The 18,810-nt window shown below is 61.1% G+C and carries 20 protein-coding genes and 1 tRNA gene; 14 read left to right on the top strand and 7 right to left on the bottom strand.

Annotated elements, in window-relative coordinates; translation table 11 throughout:
- Window positions 1-78: 78 nt before the first annotated feature.
- Together GOB85_RS11000 and GOB85_RS10995 are read right to left on the bottom strand one after the other, a co-directional pair.
- Complete coding sequence (locus GOB85_RS11000; RefSeq protein WP_173577529.1) at window positions 79-390, bottom strand: ETC complex I subunit; 312 nt, start codon at window positions 388-390, stop codon at window positions 79-81.
- 39 nt (window positions 391-429) lie between these two features.
- Window positions 430-506: transfer RNA gene (locus GOB85_RS10995), tRNA-Pro, on the bottom strand.
- 95 nt (window positions 507-601) lie between these two features.
- Here GOB85_RS10995 and GOB85_RS10990 point away from each other — a divergent pair.
- On the top strand, window positions 602-961 hold the full coding sequence (locus GOB85_RS10990) for a hypothetical protein (protein WP_173577530.1): 360 nt from the start codon (window positions 602-604) through the stop codon (window positions 959-961).
- Between the two features lie 407 nt (window positions 962-1,368).
- On the opposite strand, the gene gpt is transcribed toward GOB85_RS10990, so the two are convergent.
- Complete coding sequence (gpt, locus tag GOB85_RS10985; protein ID WP_173577531.1) at window positions 1,369-1,857, bottom strand: xanthine phosphoribosyltransferase; 489 nt, start codon at window positions 1,855-1,857, stop codon at window positions 1,369-1,371.
- Between the two features lie 179 nt (window positions 1,858-2,036).
- Between gpt and GOB85_RS10980 the strand changes: the two genes are divergently transcribed.
- Genes GOB85_RS10980 through GOB85_RS10965 form a run of 4 tightly spaced genes read left to right on the top strand, consistent with a single transcriptional unit; the run spans window position 2,037 to window position 5,475 of the window.
- Entirely contained in the window at window positions 2,037-3,272 is a 1,236-nt protein-coding gene (locus GOB85_RS10980) for an MFS transporter (RefSeq protein WP_173577532.1), read from the top strand.
- Window positions 3,273-3,278: 6 nt separating this feature from the next.
- Complete coding sequence (locus tag GOB85_RS10975) at window positions 3,279-3,719, top strand: NUDIX domain-containing protein (RefSeq protein WP_173577533.1); 441 nt, start codon at window positions 3,279-3,281, stop codon at window positions 3,717-3,719.
- Window positions 3,712-4,710 (top strand): ABC transporter permease, encoded by a 999-nt coding sequence (locus tag GOB85_RS10970; protein WP_338421713.1) that lies wholly within the window; start codon window positions 3,712-3,714, stop codon window positions 4,708-4,710. The genes GOB85_RS10975 and GOB85_RS10970 overlap by 8 nt, the downstream gene beginning before the upstream one ends.
- A gap of 6 nt (window positions 4,711-4,716) precedes the next feature.
- The gene (locus tag GOB85_RS10965; RefSeq protein WP_173577534.1) at window positions 4,717-5,475 is read left to right on the top strand and encodes an ABC transporter ATP-binding protein; all 759 of its coding nucleotides are present in this window, start codon (window positions 4,717-4,719) and stop codon (window positions 5,473-5,475) included.
- A gap of 30 nt (window positions 5,476-5,505) precedes the next feature.
- Here the strand turns inward: GOB85_RS10965 and GOB85_RS10960 are convergent, their stop codons facing one another.
- Entirely contained in the window at window positions 5,506-6,072 is a 567-nt protein-coding gene (locus GOB85_RS10960) for a hypothetical protein (RefSeq protein ID WP_242011452.1), read from the bottom strand.
- On the opposite strand from GOB85_RS10960, the gene prmC reads away from it, so the two are divergent.
- Both prmC and GOB85_RS10950 read left to right on the top strand, forming a co-directional pair.
- Window positions 6,071-6,973 (top strand): peptide chain release factor N(5)-glutamine methyltransferase, encoded by a 903-nt coding sequence (gene prmC / locus GOB85_RS10955; RefSeq protein ID WP_242011451.1) that lies wholly within the window; start codon window positions 6,071-6,073, stop codon window positions 6,971-6,973. The two genes, GOB85_RS10960 and prmC, sit on opposite strands and share 2 nt — an antisense overlap.
- Before the next feature lie 306 nt (window positions 6,974-7,279).
- On the top strand, window positions 7,280-7,711 hold the full coding sequence (locus GOB85_RS10950; protein ID WP_242011450.1) for a DUF4167 domain-containing protein: 432 nt from the start codon (window positions 7,280-7,282) through the stop codon (window positions 7,709-7,711).
- 78 nt (window positions 7,712-7,789) lie between these two features.
- Here the strand turns inward: GOB85_RS10950 and GOB85_RS10945 are convergent, their stop codons facing one another.
- Entirely contained in the window at window positions 7,790-8,869 is a 1,080-nt protein-coding gene (locus GOB85_RS10945; protein WP_173577536.1) for an alkene reductase, read from the bottom strand.
- Between the two features lie 169 nt (window positions 8,870-9,038).
- Between GOB85_RS10945 and GOB85_RS10940 the strand changes: the two genes are divergently transcribed.
- From GOB85_RS10940 to GOB85_RS10920, 5 genes are all read left to right on the top strand, one after another.
- On the top strand, window positions 9,039-9,368 hold the full coding sequence (locus tag GOB85_RS10940) for an ArsR/SmtB family transcription factor (protein WP_173577537.1): 330 nt from the start codon (window positions 9,039-9,041) through the stop codon (window positions 9,366-9,368).
- Between the two features lie 190 nt (window positions 9,369-9,558).
- Complete coding sequence (rpsD, locus tag GOB85_RS10935; RefSeq protein ID WP_173577538.1) at window positions 9,559-10,176, top strand: 30S ribosomal protein S4; 618 nt, start codon at window positions 9,559-9,561, stop codon at window positions 10,174-10,176.
- 144 nt (window positions 10,177-10,320) lie between these two features.
- Window positions 10,321-11,892: a peptide chain release factor 3 gene (locus tag GOB85_RS10930; RefSeq protein WP_173577539.1), complete on the top strand. Its 1,572-nt coding sequence runs from the start codon at window positions 10,321-10,323 to the stop codon at window positions 11,890-11,892.
- 252 nt (window positions 11,893-12,144) lie between these two features.
- Window positions 12,145-12,948, top strand: a complete 804-nt coding sequence (locus GOB85_RS10925) for an IclR family transcriptional regulator domain-containing protein (protein WP_173577540.1) — start codon at window positions 12,145-12,147, stop codon at window positions 12,946-12,948.
- A gap of 43 nt (window positions 12,949-12,991) precedes the next feature.
- Window positions 12,992-13,924, top strand: coding sequence for a DUF3108 domain-containing protein (locus GOB85_RS10920; RefSeq protein ID WP_173577541.1), 933 nt, complete (start codon window positions 12,992-12,994; stop codon window positions 13,922-13,924).
- 3 nt (window positions 13,925-13,927) lie between these two features.
- On the opposite strand, the gene GOB85_RS10915 is transcribed toward GOB85_RS10920, so the two are convergent.
- Window positions 13,928-14,596, bottom strand: coding sequence for an HAD-IA family hydrolase (locus GOB85_RS10915; RefSeq protein ID WP_173577542.1), 669 nt, complete (start codon window positions 14,594-14,596; stop codon window positions 13,928-13,930).
- Between the two features lie 115 nt (window positions 14,597-14,711).
- Here GOB85_RS10915 and glmU point away from each other — a divergent pair, with 115 nt between their 5' ends.
- The gene (gene glmU / locus GOB85_RS10910) at window positions 14,712-16,073 is read left to right on the top strand and encodes a bifunctional UDP-N-acetylglucosamine diphosphorylase/glucosamine-1-phosphate N-acetyltransferase GlmU (RefSeq protein WP_173577543.1); all 1,362 of its coding nucleotides are present in this window, start codon (window positions 14,712-14,714) and stop codon (window positions 16,071-16,073) included.
- Window positions 16,073-17,896 (top strand): glutamine--fructose-6-phosphate transaminase (isomerizing), encoded by a 1,824-nt coding sequence (glmS, locus tag GOB85_RS10905; RefSeq protein ID WP_173577544.1) that lies wholly within the window; start codon window positions 16,073-16,075, stop codon window positions 17,894-17,896. The genes glmU and glmS overlap by 1 nt, the downstream gene beginning before the upstream one ends.
- A gap of 47 nt (window positions 17,897-17,943) precedes the next feature.
- On the opposite strand, the gene GOB85_RS10900 is transcribed toward glmS, so the two are convergent.
- The gene (locus GOB85_RS10900) at window positions 17,944-18,744 is read right to left on the bottom strand and encodes an IclR family transcriptional regulator domain-containing protein (protein ID WP_173577545.1); all 801 of its coding nucleotides are present in this window, start codon (window positions 18,742-18,744) and stop codon (window positions 17,944-17,946) included.
- Window positions 18,745-18,810: the final 66 nt, after the last annotated feature.

The following is an 18,810-nucleotide window of genomic DNA, read 5'->3' as shown; positions in this document are numbered from 1 at the left end:
CTTTCGGCCCGTGCGGGGCTTTTATCGGGGGTTCCGACCGGAAAGACAAGAGGTCTTATACGGGCCGGCAATCGCGGATCAGTGCGTCCAGTTCTCGACGCGGTTCACGGCGAAATTGTCGGCATAGACCTTTGGCTTGCGAACATGCGGAGCCGGAGGCTGTTCGAGGTCATATGGGATAGCGTGTTTTCTGGCGTAAGCCACGGCGTCATCGCTGCTGTCAAAACGCAAACGAACCTGCGACTGCGTATCGCGACTGCTTCCGGTCCAGCCCATCAGAGGATCCGGGTTCCGCTGAGCGGACTGCCCGTAATCAAGGATCCAGGTATGGGTTCCGTGAAAGCCTGACTGACCGGCGGCCTTAGGCTGTCTGTAGATCCGTGCCGTCATGCTCGCTGTCTCCGCTGCAGTCACGTCATCGTATCGAAATGGTCGGGGCGACAGGATTCGAACTTGCGACATCCTGCTCCCAAAGCAGGCGCTCTACCAGGCTGAGCTACGCCCCGACACAGGTGCGGTGTTTAAGTAGCTCATGCCTCGCTGGCAAGTCCCAATTCGTTGATGCGGTGCAAAAATTGCTGTTTGGACAGGAAAGGGCTGTTTGCGCTGCATCCCTGTATGTTTCGCATGCGCTCAGGCCGGTGGATTTGTCGTGGGTCAGGGCGGTTACGGTACGATTCGGGTGACTGGCTCGCAGGGAGAGGCCAGATCCGGGAAGGGTGCGGCGGGCTTGATGCCGGTGCTGATGAAAACCGGGAACATGCGGGATTTCCGGTATGCTGGCGATATCGATGATCAGGGGGAGTCCGGGGCGCCATCGTTGGGGGTGCCGGCGTTGTCTGTGACAGTGCAGGGCGTGCGATCCGCTGGCGGTGACGTCGGGAAGGACATTGTCCGGACCGAAGATGGGATCACGCATGGGGCGGTGTTTTCGTCGTCAGGGTATTTTTCACGGTGCTGAGCAGGGCGCAGGGCTCCTGCTAACAGTCGGGTGGCCGGGCAGGATGCAGTGGTTTTGGGGTTAGTGCTGCACTGACTCTGCCGGTGTCGGCTCAGGGGAGACGGTTGCCTGGTTACGGAGCCGGGATCGCGCAGATCTGACTACTTCGAACCGTGCCTGCCAAAGGCTCTGTTGTCATTAAGTGTTGGCTCCTTCCCAGGGCTTTGCCCTGGAACCCACCAAAGGTCGCAGACCTTTGGAAACCTGCTTATTGATCAACAGATTGGGGTGAAGGGGTCCGCGACCCCTTCCGGGTTCGGGCAGAGCCCGAAATTCTTCCAGTCATTTGAAAAATAACAGATAAATACGCAACGACAAGAGAGCCTTGCCCGCGGAAGGCAGAGGGTGACCGCGCCGGCTTTTGATTTTTATTCCGTCGGGAGAGTGGATTTTCGGGCGAGGGGAGGCACGAAGAGCGGGGCCGTATCCCATGGGAACAGCACCCAGGTGTCCTGCGGGACCTCGACAACGAAGAGATCGGCGAAAGGCTTGCCGCTGGGTTTGGCGTAAAGGCAGGCGAAGAGGGCCTTTGGCAGGCGCTTGCGGACGACCTGCGCAGTGATACCGGAATCGACCAGATCATCGATGATGAGAAAGCCTGTGCCGTCTCCGGCGGCTTCGGCGTCTTTGATGATCGTCGGTTCGCTCTTTTCTTCCTCATTATGATAGGTGACGACGGAGATGCTTTCGATCAGACGGCAGTCCAGTTCGCGGGCGATGATGGCGGCGGGGATGAGGCCACCGCGGGTGACGGCGACGATTCCCTTAAACGGACCGCGTGGCATGAGGCTCTCGGCGAGGAGGCGGGCATCGCGGTGGAGCTGGTCCCATGTCACTGTTGCGTAATTGGTCGCCATAACTTTTGCCGAAGCCTTTCCGTTGGTCTCTGAAGCGCGGCTCAGGGCCGTTCATGCGGGGATAATAAAGGGTCGTATTGCCCTTCCGGTGGTTCATTTGCAACGCGGATCATGATTGGTGTTGCCTTTGATCCGTCTCCCCCGTGTCAGGAAGCCTGTGGCCTGCTAGAGACGGCGGCATGTCTCAGCAAACGATCACTGAAACGGCCCTGCTTCGCCAGCCGGGCCTTCTGGCCTGTCTTGTAGGCCGGAATGTGGCGGCGTTTTCCTCGCAGGTTCAGGCCGTGGCCGTGGGCTGGCAGATTTATGCACTGACACATAGCGCGGCGGCTCTCGGTTTTGTCGGGCTGATGCAGTTTCTGCCGATGGTGGCGCTGATTTTTCCGGCGGGCCATGTTGCGGATCACTTTAACCGGCGTCGTATTGTGATGACCTGCCAGCTGATCGAGACATGTTCGGCTGCCGTGATGGCGGTGGCCTCTTTCGAGCATGTTCTCGGTCCGTGGGGCATTTATGCTATGGTGATGGTGTTTGGGGCCTGCCGCGCGTTCGAGATGCCTGCGCAGCAGACCTTTCTTCCGTCGCTGGTGCCGGCGGCGCTGTTTCCGAAAGCGGCGGCGCTGTCGTCTTCACTGTTTCAGGTGGCGTCCATTGCCGGGCCGTCTCTGGGCGGTGTGTTATACGGGCTCGGCGCGGATATCTGTTACGCGCTCTGTGCGGTGGCGTTCGGGACTTCGGCTGTGGCGACCGGGCTGATGCAGTTGCGATTCACGGCGCGGCCAAAGCAGCCGGTGACGCTGCAATCCGTTTTTGGTGGCATTGCGTTCCTGCGGCGCAAGCCGGCGATGCTGGGAGCGATTTCGCTCGATCTGTTTGCGGTTCTGCTGGGTGGGGCGACGGCATTGCTGCCGCTTTATGCGGACACGGTTTTGCATGCGGGCTCCATCGGACTTGGCCTGCTGCGGGCTGGACCGGCGATCGGGGCGGTGCTGATGGCGGCGATCCTGACGCGGTGGCCGCTCAATCGCCGTGCGGGCCGGGTGATGTTTCTGAGCGTGGCGATTTTTGGTGTGGCGACGATCGTATTCGGTCTGTCACACTCGGTTCCACTGTCGGTGTTCGCATTGATGGTGCTCGGGGCGGCGGATGTGGTGAGTGTGATGGTCCGGGGCGCGCTGGTGCAGCTTGGGACGCCGGATGAGATGCGGGGCCGCGTTTCGGCGGTGAATATGCTGTTTATCGGATCGTCCAATCAGCTTGGCGAATTTGAGAGCGGCATGCTGGCCAGTGCCATAGGCGCGGTGCCGGCTGTTGTTCTGGGAGGGGTCGGCACGCTGATCGTAACGGTGCTGTGGATGCGTCTGTTTCCGGGACTGCGTGATCTGGACAGACTGGACGAAATTGAGAGTGACTGAGGTGATATGAGTATTTCAGGCCCGCGCGGGGGCGTTCTTGCTGTATTGAAGCGGGAAAGTGACGGAGCCTTTCTGCTGGTTCGTCGCGCCAATCCGCCGGATGCGGGGTTGTGGGGTTTTCCGGGTGGAAAGATTGAACCGGGCGAGGAGATGCTGGCGGCGGCGGCGCGGGAGCTTGCGGAGGAGACCGGGATCGAGGCCCGGGGCGATGATGTGCTCTCGGTTTTTGACTCTATCCATCGCGACGGGGACGGGGTTCTGCGGTTTCACTATCTGATCGTTGCGGTGCGGTGCCACGTGGCTGATCCGGCGGCTTTGCCGCCGCCGCTTGCGGCCGATGACGCGCTTGAGGCGGACTGGTTTGGCATCGCGGCGATCAGGGCGCTGGGCGAGCGGGCCAGTCCGGCATTGCTTTCGCTGGCACTGCTGGCGGAGGAGCGTGCCTGATGGGGCGGCGCTTGCGATTCCTGGTCGGCTTGTCTATCGCGCTGGCATGAACAGGAACGAACGACCGGAGATCGGGGCAGCTGAAAACGAGGGTCTGGCGGGAGCCGGAGCGTCTGCGTCGGCTGTCATGGACGAGCCGGAACTGCGGGCTGCGCTCGCGGCGCAGGGGCCGGAGCCTGTTCTTGAGCTGCGGCCTGAGAAAGGGCTTGCTCATATCATTCATGCCATGCGGGACTTCCGGCAGGGTCTGGGGCTGTTCAGGCTGGGCTGGATGCTGGGCTGGCTGGATATCAAACTGCGCTATCGCGGGTCGATGCTTGGTCCGTTCTGGATGACGATTTCGACGGCGATTCTGGTCGGGTCGATGGGCGTGCTCTATGCAACGCTGTTTCATATCGAACTACGGATTTATCTGCCGTTTTTGTCTTTTTCTCTGATTCTGTGGGCGTATCTGAACAGCACGGTCTCTGAGGGATGTGCGGCGTTTACCAGATCGGCGGGGCTGATCCATGCGGTACGGATGCCGTTCAGCGTGCATGTGCTGCGGGTCACGGTGCGGAATTTTCTGACGTTTCTGCACAGTGTTGGCGTGATTGCGCTTGTGTTCGTGATTTTTCGTATTGAACCGACGCTGAACTGGCAGATTCCGGCCGGTCTCGGACTGTGGGCGGCCGATCTCTATGCGATCACTCTGCTGATGGGGGTTCTGGGGGCCCGGTTTCGCGACATACCGCCGGTGATGGGGAGTGTGATGCAGATTCTGTTCTTCATCACGCCGGTTCTGTGGAAGCCCGACCTGATTTACACCGGGCGCCAGTATCTGCTGTTCGACCCGTGTTATCCGATGATCGAGATTGTCCGGGGTCCGTTCATGGGAACACCTGTGCGGCCTTCGATCTGGCTGGTGGCGGTTCTGTACAGCATTGTGCTGTGGGTTGTATCATTTCTGCTGTTTGCGCGGATGCGCGCGCGGCTGGCTTATTGGGTGTAAGCGGCGATGGCAGGCGTTGATGTTTCAGATCTGACAATCTCTTTTCCGCTTTATCACGGTGATGCGCGCAGTCTGAAGAAGACGCTGGGCGGAGTGATGGGGCGCCAGCTTTCAGGTCGGTTTGCACAGGACAACCGAAACCGGGTGACGGTTCAGGCGCTGAAGAATGTCAGTTTTTCGCTGCAGCCCGGAGAGCGGCTGGGGCTGATAGGCCGCAACGGGGCGGGCAAAACGACGCTGCTTCGGGCTCTGGCCGGGATTTATGAGCCTGTTGGAGGCTGTGTTCTGGTGCGGGGCCGGATTGGCACGTTGCTGGATACGTCGCTTGGGATGAATCCGGAGCTGTCGGGACGCGAGAATATCCGGCTGAGGGGGCTTTTCTTCGGGCTTTCCGGGAAAGCCCTTGCCGAGGTGGAACAGGATGTTGAGACGTTCGCCGATCTGGGCTCTTTCATGGATCTGCCACTGAAGACTTACAGTTCCGGCATGGGCGTGCGGCTTTCCTTTGGGCTGGCGACGGCGATCATGCCGCAGATTCTGATCATGGACGAGTGGTTCATGGCCGGAGATGCCTCCTTCATGCAGCGTGCGGAGCAGCGGATTGCCGGGCTGGTCGAAGGGGCTGAAATTCTTGTCGTGTCCTCTCACATGCCCGAGGTCGTTGCGAAGTGGTGTACGCGGCTGCTGTGGATGGAGCAGGGCCGGGTGGTCATGGACGGGCCGACGGATGAGGTTCTGCCGGCTTATCTGGAGGCGGCGGGCTGAGGCTTTTTTTTGCAGTCCGGTGCGGCGGCTTCAGCTCGTTGCGACGACGCAGGCTTCGCCGTGACCGGGGTGATGCCGGGCCACATCCGGGTCGTTCGGATCGATCAGATAAAAATCGGTGAAATTCGCTGAGCCCAGAGCCTGAAAGACGTGACCGTCCGGATTATGCAGGACGCCGGCGCTGCTGACATTGTGTGTTTCGGTTTTGCCTTCCGGAGTACGGATGACGATTTCTCCGCACAGGGCGTAGGTGTGTTCGACACGACCTGCCACGGTCTGGATGGTTTCCGCCTTTCGCGTGGTGTCGCTGTCGAGAATGAAGGTGGCGGCGAGTTCGCCATCCACATAAAGGCGCGATACCTCGGAAATTTCCTGCGGCGCTTTTTCGTCAACGACAACGAATTGCCCGGCCAGGGCGGGCGTGGCGCAGGCTGTTCCGAGCGGGAGGAGGATTGCTGAGAGCGCGGCGAGGCGGCGTCCGGCAACACTGTACGTCTTGATCATAGGATGATTATAACCTGTTGCGTGTCTGGCCAGAACCGGAAACCGCACCCTTGCGGCCATGTTGCTGACAATACTGAGCGTTGACAGGAGCATGATGACTCCGTTTCTGCTGCTGGCCATGATCAGTGAGTCTTTTATAGCGCGCCCGCCATCGTCCGGCACAGTTGCCGGTTTTATTGCGTGGGGTACCGGAGAGCTTGCGGCTTCGGGGATCGAGGGCGCGCGTCGGGAAGCGCGTCTGCTTCTTGAGATTGCGTATGGCATGACGACCGGGTGGCAACTGGGCCATGGCGATGCTGCGATTGAAGATGCGGGGGCGTTTTCAGAGCTTGTGGCCCGACGCGCGCGGGGTGAGCCGGTGGCGCATCTGGCGGGCAGGACCGGATTCTGGACGCTGGATCTGGCGGTTTCGGTTGACACGCTCATTCCGCGCGCGGACAGCGAAACGCTGATCGAAGCTCTTCTGGCGCAGCGTCCTGATCGGGGAAGCGTGCGGTCCGTTCTTGATCTGGGGACGGGAACGGGCTGCCTGCTTCTTGCGGCGCTGAGCGAATACACGCTTGCGACTGGTCTTGGTGTGGACCGTGTTCCGCAGGCGGTCGCTCTCGCTGCTGCGAATGCCCGCGCGAACGGTCTGTCGGATCGGTGTTCTTTTGTGGCCGGACGATGGGATAATGCGATTTCAGCCAGGTTTGATGTGGTTTTATCCAACCCGCCTTATATTCCCAGCGGGGATATTCCTGGTCTCATGCGGGATGTTGCTGATTATGAGCCGGTGAGTGCGCTGGATGGCGGTGCGGACGGGCTTGATGATTATCGTATTCTGGTTCCGGCATTGCGCCGGTTGCTGGCCCCGGGCGGAGTGGGGATTTTCGAGATCGGAATCGGGCAGGACGAGACGGTTCCGGCGCTTGGCCGGGCGGCAGGATTGCGGGTGGAGGATGTGCGTTGCGATGCTGGCGGGCATCCGCGGGCAGTGGTCTTTGTCATGTAATGGCATCTGCTTCGCCAGTTCATCATAACAGAAAGCATATCTGTGCTTGCGCTGGTGGCCAGCCTGTGCTCCAAAGACTCCCGGAACGCCTGACGTTTCTGCCGGCGGATCGGGTTGTAAGCAGCCTGATAGCAACTGCCCCAGACATCAGTGGCGACCAGAAAGGCCTGTGTCAGCGATTTGCTTTTGTGATCGCGCCGAGCCTGAACTCTGAAAAACACAGGTTTCGAGATATCAGCCAGCAAAACAGTTCAAGCGTATGCTGGCTGCGTACAGACAGGAAAGTGTCGTGGCAACACCATGAATATGAAACGCACACGCAGCCGTAATCACAGGCCTGGGGGCAATGGGAGCAGCGGCAGCAGCGGAGGCGGGACACGCCATCACAATGGTCAGATTCCGCTGAACCGGAACCATGTGTTCGACAGTAACGGCCCCGAGGTTCGTATTCGCGGCACGTCGCAGCAACTATTTGAAAAGTATCTCCAGCTGGGACGGGACGCGACCTCAGGTGGCGATCGTGTGACGGCTGAGGCTTACTTCCAGCATGCGGAACATTACTTCCGTATTCTGAACGCCATGAATCAGGCGGCGCAGCAGGCGCAGGCTGAGAGGCAGGAACGGGTTGCGCGATCACGGCCGGTCTATCAGCCTCAGCATAACGAATCCGGACCTGGTGAAGAGCAGGGCGAGGGGTATGGCGAGGAATCGACCGAATCCGAGGCTGTCGCGTCCTGATTCAGGCGCGTCCTGATCCGGGGCTGATCTGACGTCTTGTCAGGGGGAAGGACTGTTAAAGTCCTTCCTTTTTTTATATCAGCCGGCGTCGGCAGGGTAATCCACGTAGCCTTCGCTTCCCTGAGAATACCAGAACTTCATGCTCTTCGATTCTGTGAGCGGGAGACCTTCCCTGATGCGATAAGGCAGGTCCGGGTTGGTGATGAACGGGCGTCCGAAGCTGATGGCGTCGGCGAGGCCTGACGTGACGGCTTTTTCCGCGGCTTCAGGTGTGTAATCCGAATTCAGGATCAGAACCCGGTCGAACACCTCGCGAATTTGCGGCGACAGTTTCGGGACATCGGTTGACCCGAAGGTTCCGGCGGGTCCTGGTTCGCGCAGGCCCAGGGACGCGATTCCGAGTTCGGACAACATTCTGGCGGCGGGGATGAAGACGGCGGCGGGATCGCTGTCATCGGCGCCCTGTGAATCACCATTGGGGGAGAGGCGGACGCTCGTGCGATCCGCGCCGATGGTGGCGATGACCTTTTCGGTGACTTCACGCAGAAGCCGGATGCGGTTTTCGGGTGATCCACCGTAGGTATCGTCGCGGTGGTTGACGCCGTTGCGCAGGAACTGATCGATCAGATAGCCGTTCGCCGCGTGGATCTGCACGCCGTCGAAGCCGGCTGCCATCGCGTTGCGGGCTGCGCGTTCATAGTCTTCCAGCAGGCCAGGGATTTCATCGAGGCGGAGGGCGCGGGCTTCCTCATAGGGGCGTTTGCCGTCGTAGGTATGGACTTCGCCCGGGGCGGTGCCGGGAGAGGAGGAGACGGGCTGTTGCCCGGTGACGGAAGAGTGGACGAGACGACCCATGTGCCAGAGCTGGGCGACGATGCGACCGCCTTTTTCGTGGACGGCCTGCGTGACTGGCTTCCACGCTTCGGTCTGTTCGTCTGACCAGAGGCCGGGGGCGTAGGGCCAGCCGAGACCCTGCCGGCTGATGCCGGTTGCCTCGGAGATGATCAGTCCGGCACTGGCGCGCTGGCCGTAATACTCCGCCATGATCGGAGTTGGGATATGGGTGCGGGTGGCGCGGCCCCGGGTCAGGGGTGCCATGACGATGCGGTTTGGCGCAGTGATGGCGCCTATGCGGATGGGATCAAAAAGAGAGGTCATGCAATGCAGCCCTTTCGTGAGTGTCGATACGCCGGGTTTTATAGTTCGTATTTTGTCGAACTTCAAATCTGTGCGTCGCAACAGGGCATGATGGTCTCGCCGCGACGGGCCTCTTTCGTCATACTCTGATGGTCATGGCGAGAGGCGCCCCGATAAAGAGGCGGAGGTTATGGAACGTTATACACATCCGGCCATCGACGCCGTGGAGAGTTGTGCGGTGTTTCATGCGCTTTCGGATCCGATCCGGCTGGATATTGTCCGCATGCTGGCACGGAAGGGGCCACTGAACTGCGCGGCTCTGAGCGCGGACCGGCCCCGTTCGACGATGTCTCATCATTTTCGGGTGCTGCGCGGAGCCGGACTGGTACGGACGACCACGCAGGGGACGGAGCACATCAATGTTCTCCGGCATGATGATCTGGAGGGCCGTTTTCCGGGGCTGATCGCTCTGGTTCTCGGGAATGAGGTGGCTCCGGAATTGACAGAAAAGACATCCTGACTTATAGGCGCGGCCCATTGCCGGGAAAGTGGACGGACCGGCCGGCCCAGCGGGTATCATGCTCCCCGGGGCCGGTAATACGGAACGCGCCCGCTCTGAACCATTCTGGTCAGGGACTACCGGTGCCACTGCGTGTGAGCGGGGACGATGTCCGCGCTGCGTCGCAAAAGATGAAAGCAGAGCGCGCACTATGAGCAAGCGCCTTGAGAGCAAATACAAGATTAACCGTCGTCTTGGCGTCAACCTGTGGGGCCGTGCGAAGTCCCCGGTCAACCGTCGTGACTATGGTCCTGGTCAGCATGGCCAGCGCCGCAAGGGCAAGCCTTCGGACTTCTCCGTCCAGCTGATGGCGAAGCAGAAGCTGAAGGGCTATTACGGCAATATCAGCGAGAAGCAGTTCCGCAAGTATTATGAGGAAGCGGTGCGTCGCAAGGGCGATACCTCCGAGAACCTCATCAACCTGCTGGAGCGTCGTCTGGACGCGGTTGTGTATCGCCTGAAATTCGCGATCACGCCGTTCGCTTCCCGCCAGTTCATCAACCACGGCCATATCCTTGTGAACGGCAAGAAGGTGAACATTCCTTCTTACCTCGTTCGCGAAGGTGACGTGATTGAAGTCCGCGAGAAGTCCAAGCAGCTTGCTGCCGTTCTGGATGCTGCTCAGTCCAGCGAGCGTGACGTTCCGGAATATATGGAAGTCGATCATCGCCAGATGAAAGGCTCGTTCCTGCGTGGTCCTGGTCTGTCCGATGTGCCGTATCCGGTGCAGATGGAACCGAACCTCGTGGTCGAGTTCTACTCGCGCTAAATCCTGCGAGACTGCCCGGCTGTTTACCAGCCGGGTCCGTTCTGGCGCCGGGCGGAGAGTCTCTCTCTGTCCGGCGTTCTCGTTTTCAGGGCGTGAGTTTCGTGCCTTTGCCCATCGCCCGTCCATCGCAGGATGAATACCGCCATGACAGACACTCAGACCGCATCCGCATCGGTTGAGACCCCGGGCGAGATCCGCAAGGCGATTGCACGTCGTCGCACATTTGCGATCATCTCCCATCCGGATGCCGGCAAGACGACGCTGACAGAGCGTATTCTGCGCGCGGGCGGGGCTATTCAGCTTGCGGGGAATGTGCGTGCGAAGGGCGAGCGACGGCGCACACGGTCTGACTGGATGGGGATTGAGCGGGATCGCGGAATTTCGGTCGTGACCTCCGTCATGACGTTTGAATATGGCGGCTGCGTTTTCAATCTTCTCGATACGCCGGGCCACGAGGACTTCTCGGAAGACACTTATCGCACGCTGACGGCCGTTGATTCCGCTGTGATGGTGATTGACGCGGCGAAGGGCATTGAGGACCGGACGCGCAAGCTGTTCGAGATCTGCCGGATGCGGGACATTCCGATTGTGACGTTCATCAACAAGATGGATCGTGAGTCGCAGGACCCGTTTGCGCTGCTGGACGAGATTTCGTCGTCTCTGGCGCTGGATACGACGCCGGCGACATGGCCTGTCGGACGGGCCGCGACTTTTGTCGGCACTTATGATCTGCGGACCCGCGAACTGCATACGACGAAGCCGCTTGAGCAGTCTGACCCGCGCATGGTTCAGCTTGGCGAGGATCTGGAGCTGATCGACGCGGCGCTGCCGGAATTTGACCGGGAGTCCTTTGACGCGGGTCATCTGACGCCCGTGTTCTTCGGCAGTGCGATGAAGGAGATCGGCGTGACCGATCTTCTGGACGCGCTGGTGGCGTTTGGTCCGTCGCCGCGTGACCAGGCGACGGAGACGCGCATGGTTCATGCTGACGAACCCGGCATGACGGCGCTGGTGTTCAAGATTCAGGCCAATATGGACCCGAATCATCGGGATCGCATTGCGTTTGCGCGTGTGTGCTCGGGCCGGTTGTCACGCGGGATGCGCCTGCATCATACGCGCACGGGCAAGGGATTTGCGTTGCACACGCCTCAGTTCTTTTTTGCGCGGGACCGGCAGATCGCCGAGGAAGCGTTTGCGGGCGACGTGGTTGGGATTCCGAACCACGGCACGCTGCGGATTGGCGATACGCTGACGGAAGGCGAGGATATTCGCTTCACGGGTGTGCCGCACTTTGCGCCGGAGATTTTGCGGCGTGTTCGTCTGGACGATGCGATGAAAGCCAAGAAGCTGCGTCAGGCGCTGACGGAACTGGCTGAGGAAGGCGTGGTGCAGCTTTTCCGGCCGCAGGATGGCGCGCAGCCGATTGTGGGCGTGGTTGGAACGCTTCAGCTTGATGTGCTCCAGGCCCGGCTGAAGGGCGAGTATGGCGTTGGCATCGGCTTTGATTCCACACCGTTTTCACTGGCGCGCTGGGTGACGGGAAATCGGGACAGGCTGGATATGTTCGCGCAGACGAACCGGTCATCGATGGCCGATGATCTGGATGGAGATCCGGTGTTTCTCGCCAGTTCCGCGTTTATGATGCGGCGGACCGAGGAGATGAATCCCGAGCTTAAGTTCCATGACATCAAGCAGATCGGGCTTGCCGCCGGCTGAAGGGCGGGGGCCGGTATCATCATTTCATGAAAGGGCGGGAAAGAGCGTCTGCGCCGGAATTTGCTGATCGTTTCTCTGAACGAGGCGAACCGGGAGTATGTCTGATTATCCTGGCAGACCGGAGGAGATCAGGGCCTCTTTATGAGGAAACAACGAGACCGTGTTCAGTTTCTTATTGTTCATTATATTGAACACGATCCCGTATCTCGGATATAGGCGATTCTCGCGGGCTGCGTCAAGGACGAACATCTGGTGACAACGACGAAAGACAACGAATCCGTTCCGGCGCTGCGGCGTGCGGTGAAAATCCTTGATCTTGTCGGATTGCAGCAGACGCCTCCCAATGCCGCGGAGATCGCGCGCCTGCTTGCGTTACCGCGTAGCTCGACGCACGGGCTGATCGGCGTGATGACGGAACTCGGTCTGCTGGAGCACGCGGCGGGGCACGCTTCCGGCTACCGGCTCGGGCCGCGTCTGCTGGACTGGGCGGCGCATGTCAGCTCCCGTCAGGATCTGATCGGCGCGTTTCATCATGTGGTGGGAGCCCATCCGGAACTGGCGCCTTACACGGTCAGTCTGAGCACCCTGGATGGTGATGAGGTTGTCTATCTTGCCAGCCGGGCAAGCGAGCGGGGGCTTGGCGTGCATTACAGCGTCGGGCTGCATCTCCCGGCGGTTTATACAGCGACCGGCAAGGCGCAGCTCAGCGCGATGAACCGGGCGGCGTTTCGGGAGTGGCTGACGCTTTACCCTCTGGCGACCTGGCCTCCTGTATCGACGCCGCACAGCACGATCACGCCGGGAGAGATCATGGAGGAAATCCGGGTGGCGCAGAATGAGGGCTACGCCATGGATGACGGGCAGATTCATCTCGGCGTCTGGTGTTTTGCGGCGGCTGTGCATGATTCGAGCGGTCATACGGCGGGGGGGCTTGGCATCAGTCAGCCAAAGCCGGCGAATGCCGGTGAGGTGCGTGACCTCATGGCGCGGCTTGTGGTTTCGATCGCCGCGGAACTGTCAGGGCGGCTCGGGTATCGGGGCGACCGGCAGGCCTGACCTGCCTTGCCGTGTTCCACGTTGCTGTGCTGAAATCCGGTGGATGACAAAGGTCAACACCCGGACGGCAGGCACGACCGGCCTGCGCGATCGTCGGGCGGAGCAGGCGCCTCGCCCGTTCCGCCGGTTTCTTCTCTTACTATCCTGTTCCGTGCTGACCGGTTCCGTGCTGACTGGCGCGTTCCGGATGGCTTCGGCTCAGGCGCAGGCTGTCGCGCAAAGCGATGCGGGGGGTAGTGCGGGCGTTGCTGGTGGATTACCCGCCGGAAAGACGCATCTGTCTTACACGCTTTATTCGCACTGGTTCGCGGTGCTGGATATCGGCACGGATTATCTGCTGGATTCGACTCATTACGAGGCCAGCATGAGTGCTCATGCCGGCGGCCTGATCAGCCTGTTCATGCGGATGAATATCCATACCCTGGCGCAGGGAAGTGTGCAGAACGGTGTCGTGCATCCGCGGCTTTATGACAGCACGGGCTGGAGCCGGCACGCGATACGGCATGTGATCATGGAGTATCCGGCGTCGGGTCCGAAGGTTGTGTTGCAGGACCCGCCGGAGACGGATCGCGAGCCGGTTTCGGAAGAACAGCGTCACGCGGCTGTCGATATTCTCGGGACGATGATGAAGGTGCTGGCGCAGGTGCGTCAGACGGGGCGCTGCGACGGGACCGTCGATATTTTCGATGGTATCCGGCTCACACGTATGACTCTGCATAGTGCCGGCATGGAATCGCCGCCGGATGTTCGGAAGGAATGGAGCGCACCGGCGCTGCGTTGTGATTTCATGGGTAGCCAGATCGCCGGATTCATCAAAGGCCACACGACATCCACGCTGCGTGAGAAGCATGGCGGGTCGATCTGGTTTGAGACGATTCCCGGCTTTGGCCCGGTCGCGGTGCGGGTGGAGATGGAGCATCCGAAGATTGGCAAGGCGACGGCGCTGCTGACGAAGGACCCGACGCTGGTTCCGTAGAGATTAAGAGGTTTCGGGCAGGAGATGTGCCGCGAGGTCCGGTACGTCACTGATCCGGGTGGCGGTGGCTGTGGCGCCATCGGCACAGGTGGCGGTTCCATAGCCCCAGCCGGCGAAGATCGAGCGGGTTCCGGCGCTTGTGGCAGCGTGGATGTCATTGGCGTGATCGCCGATCATGACGGTGCGCCCCGGGTCACCACCGGCGAGGCTGATGGTGCCAAGCAGGGGAGCGGGATCGGGCTTGCGCGTGGCAAAGGAATCGCCGCCGCTCACGGCTGAGAGCAGGTCCGTCAGGCCAAAACTGTCGAGGATAGCGCGGGCGGCTGTGACGGGTTTGTTGGTGCAGACGGCCAGCGTCCATCCCTGATCGCGCATGAGGGTGAGAGCGGTGCCGGTGCCGGGAAACAGGCGCGAGTGTTCGGTGGCGCGCGGGCCATAGATGTCCATGAAGCGGGAGGTTGCTTCGGTCCTGTCGATTTCCGGGGCGGGCATACCGGATCGTAAGAGAGCGCGTTCCACGAGAGCTGCCACGCCGTCACCGATCATGCCGCGAACGGCTTCGGCATCCTGCTTCGGAAGTCCGTAACCCTGGAGCAGGATGTTGACGCTGTCGGCCAGATCGGTGAGGGAGTCGACGAGGGTTCCGTCGAGATCGAAGACGGCCAGTCGCATGGTCTTTATTCCTCTCTGGTCACAGGCCCGGAAAATCATCGTAACGCGAAGTGAAAGCCTGGGGCAGCCCTGAGGTTTGACAGGGTTCCGGCGCTGGCTTACCGCAGAAAATACCATGATAAATTCGCAGGTTCCCTGTTCGTCCACTGCTGTCCTCCTTGCCGCGGGTCTTGGCACCCGGATGCGGTCCGCGTTGCCGAAAGCGATGCAGCCGCTTGCTGGTCAGCCCATGCTCTCACATCTGATCGCCAGCGCGGCCCGTGTCTTCGACCGGGTGGTCGTGGTGATCGGGCCGGACATGGAGGATGTCGTGACACTCGCGGCGCCGCATGTGACGGTGGTTCAGCATGACCGGCTGGGTACGGCTCATGCCGCGCTTCAGGCCGAAGCCCTGTTCGGTGATGGCGATGTTGCCGTGCTTTATGCGGATAATCCTCTGATTACGCCGGAGACGCTGTCGCGGCTTCTGGCCACGCGCCGGGCCGGTATAGGCGCGGAGCGGACGGATCTTGCATTGCTGGCCATGCGCCCTGCTGATCCGGGGCGTTATGGCCGGGTGATCGCCGGTTCTGACGGCATTGTGGAGAAAATCGTCGAGTGGGCGGATGCGACGGAAGCGGAGCGGGACGTTGATCTCTGCAATGCCGGCGTTCTCTGCGCGGAAGCCGGGCATTTCCGGAAATGGCTGCACAGGGTCGGGAATGCCAATGCGAAGGGCGAGTATTATCTGACCGATGTTGTGGCGATTGCCCGCAACGACGGTGCTGTTGTCCGGGCTGTCGAGGCACCTGAGAGCGAATTGCGCGGGATCAACTCGCGGGTGGAACTGGCTGAGGCCGAGACGATCGTGCAGCGGCGTTTGCGGAATGAGGCGATGCTGGCTGGCGTGACGCTGACGGCGCCGGAAACGGTGTTCCTGTCATTCGATACGCTTCTTGAACCGGATGTTGTGGTTCAGCCGCATGTCGTGTTCGGGCCTGGTGTGACGGTTCGGAGCGGGGCGGAGATCCGGGCGTTCAGTCATCTGGAGGGGTGTGAGGTCGGGCCGCGCGCGCTGGTGGGGCCGTATGCGCGGTTACGGCCGGGGAGCACGCTGGGCGAGGGCTCCCATGTCGGGAATTTTGTCGAACTGAAGGGGACGACGCTTGGCGCTGGCGCGAAAGCGAATCACCTGACTTATCTTGGCGATTCCAGCATTGGCGCGGGAAGTAATATCGGCGCCGGAACGATTACCTGCAATTATGATGGCGTGTTCAAGCATCGCACGACGATTGGCGAGAACACCTTTATCGGGTCGGATTCTATTCTGGTGGCGCCTGTGACGATTGGTGACGGCGCGCTGATCGCCGCCGGGAGTGTCATCACGCAGGACGTCGCGCCTGACGCGCTTGCTGTTGCGCGTGGCATGCAGGTGAACAAGCCGGGGTGGGCGGCACGGTTCCGCACGGCGCTCCGGGCGAAGAAGGAACAGGGCTGATGTGTGGCATCTGCGGTGTCGTCGGGCATCGTCCTGCAACGCCTGTTGTTTTCGAGGGACTGCGGCGGCTCGAATATCGCGGCTATGACTCAGCGGGAATTGCAACGCTGAACGAGGGACGCATCGAGCGGCGGCGGGCGGCGGGCAAGCTCGACAATCTCGCGGCGGTTCTGGAAACGCAGCCGCTTTATGGCACGACCGGGATTGGTCACACGCGCTGGGCAACGCATGGCGCGCCGACCGAGAACAATGCGCATCCGCATGGCACGAGCCGGGTTGCGATTGTTCATAATGGCATCATCGAGAATTTCGAGGCGCTGCGCTCTGAGCTTGAAGCGGCCGGTCAGGTTTTCGAGACGGAGACGGACAGCGAGACCATTGCGCAGATGGTCGATTTCTATCTGGCGGCGGGGCAGTCGCCACGCGCGGCGGCCTTTGCGACGCTGCGTCGTCTGGAAGGCGCTTATGCTGTTGCGATGATTTTTGCCGGTTATGAGGGGCTGATGATCGGGGCGCGTCATGGTGCGCCGCTGGCGGCTGGTTTTGGTGATGGCGAGATGTTTCTCGGATCGGACAGTCTTGCGCTGGCGCCGCTGACCCGTCGGATTGCTTACCTTGATGATGGCGACTGCGTTGTGATCACGCCTGAGAAGGCGGAGTTCTTTGACCGGAACGGCGAACCTGTTGAGCGGGCCATTCAGACGACGGCTCTGATTGCGGGTGCTGTCGGAAAAGATGGTTACCGGCACTACATGGAAAAAGAGCTGCACGAGCATCCGCTGGTGATCGGGCAGACGTTGCAGCGGATGATCGATCCGGCGACGCGCAAAGTGGTCTTGCCGGACATGCCGTGCGATCTGGCGACGATTCCGCGTGGTGTGATCACGGCCTGTGGCTCGGCATATTTTGCCGGCATGGTGGGGCGCTACTGGCTGGAAGAAATCGCGCGGCTCCCGATTGATATTGATGTGGCCAGTGAGCTTCGTTATCGCAATCCGCCTCTGACGCCGGGATCTCTGGGGATGCTGATTTCCCAGTCCGGCGAGACAGCGGACACGCTTGCAGCTCTGCGGGCGCTGAAGGGGATCGGGCTTCCGGTGCTTTCGGTGCTGAACGCGGAGCACAGCACGATGGCGCGCGAGAGTGACGTTGTGCTCGGCACGGTGGCGGGTCCGGAAATTTCCGTGGCCTCGACAAAGGCTTTCACGGCGCAGCTTACGGTTATGGCGTGTCTGACGATCGCGATTGCACGGGCGCGGGGAACGATCGACGCGGCGCGTGAGGATGAACTGGTGACGGCGCTTCTGGATCTTCCCGGCCGGGCTGAGGAAGTTTTCTCACGCCAGGCGGATATCCGGAAAATGGCTGAGGTGGTCGCTGAGGCACGGGATGTGCTCTATCTGGGTCGCGGGAGCGTGTATCCGGTGGCGATGGAAGGGGCTCTGAAGCTGAAGGAAATTTCCTATATTCACGCTGAAGCCTATGCCGCCGGCGAGATGAAGCACGGGCCGATCTCGCTGATCGACCGGACGGTGCCGATTGTCGCGACCATTCCTTCGGGGGCATTGTTTGAAAAAACGCTGTCCAACCTTCAGGAAGCGAAGGCGCGGGGTGGGCGGCTGCTGGCCTTCACGGATGAGGCGGGGGCGGGCCGGCTTTCAGCGATTGCTGAGCAGACCATCGCCCTGCCGAAGGTTCATCCGTTTGTGACGCCGATCATCCAGACGATTGGCGTGCAGATTCTGGCCTATGAGACAGCGTTGCTGAAGGGCACGGATGTCGATCAGCCGCGCAATCTGGCAAAATCGGTTACGGTGGAGTGAGAGACGCGCGGGGACGGCACAACAGCCGTCCGCCTGCTGTTATGGCATCAGGAGCGGCGCTGTAATCTGACGGCTTCCGTCAGTGTCGCCGCTGCTCTGACGACGGCCGGGACGATGACACGCCGCACGTCCCGGAGTGACGTTCTGGCGGCCTGAGTGCCGACATTCAGGGCGGCGACGACACGGCCTTCGCCATCGCGGACAGGAGCCGCCACGGAGCGGAGCCCCGTCTCCAGTTCCTGCTCAAGGATGCAATAGCCTGCGGTCGCGATGTCATCGAGCGTGGCACTGAGTCTGGCGTGATCGGTAATGGTTTTTGGTGTACGGGCCGGCAGGATCGTGGGAATATGCGACTGGCGTTCGCCTGGCGGCAGGGCGGCAAGCAGAATGCGGCCCATTGAGGTGCACCAGGCTGGCAGGCGTGATCCGACCGACAGATCCACCGACAGAATACGGCGCGTTTCCGACCGTCCGATATAGAGAATGTCCGGCCCGTCCAGCGTTGCCAGCGAAGCGCTTTCATCGAGCGTCCGGCTGAGTTCATCAAGAACGGGCTGGGCGAGGCGGGGCAGCGTCATGTCAGCAACGCGGGCGGAGAGCCCCAGCACGCGCGGAGTCGGCTGAAACAGCCGACCGCTGCGGGTGACGTACCCTGTTGCGACGAGGGTCAGAAGCGAGCGGCGGACGGCGGCACGGGGAAGATCGACGACGCGGGCGACGTCTGAGAGCGTGAGGCCTTCCGGGGATGCCGCGCAGACGCGCAGGACATCCAGGCCGCGCGCAAGACCCGTGACGAAATCGCGGCTCTCAATGGACTCATCCTGCGGGGCGGGATCTGCTCGGCTCATAAGGCTGTTGTGCCTCAGAGGCATGTCCGGCGGCAAGCAGGGCCGCGCGCTTCTTACGCCACATCA

It is taken from the genome of Acetobacter fallax, assembly GCF_011516735.1.
GTDB classification, from domain to species: Bacteria; Pseudomonadota; Alphaproteobacteria; order Acetobacterales; family Acetobacteraceae; genus Acetobacter; species Acetobacter fallax.
This window is presented reverse-complemented; position numbering and strand designations above follow the sequence as displayed.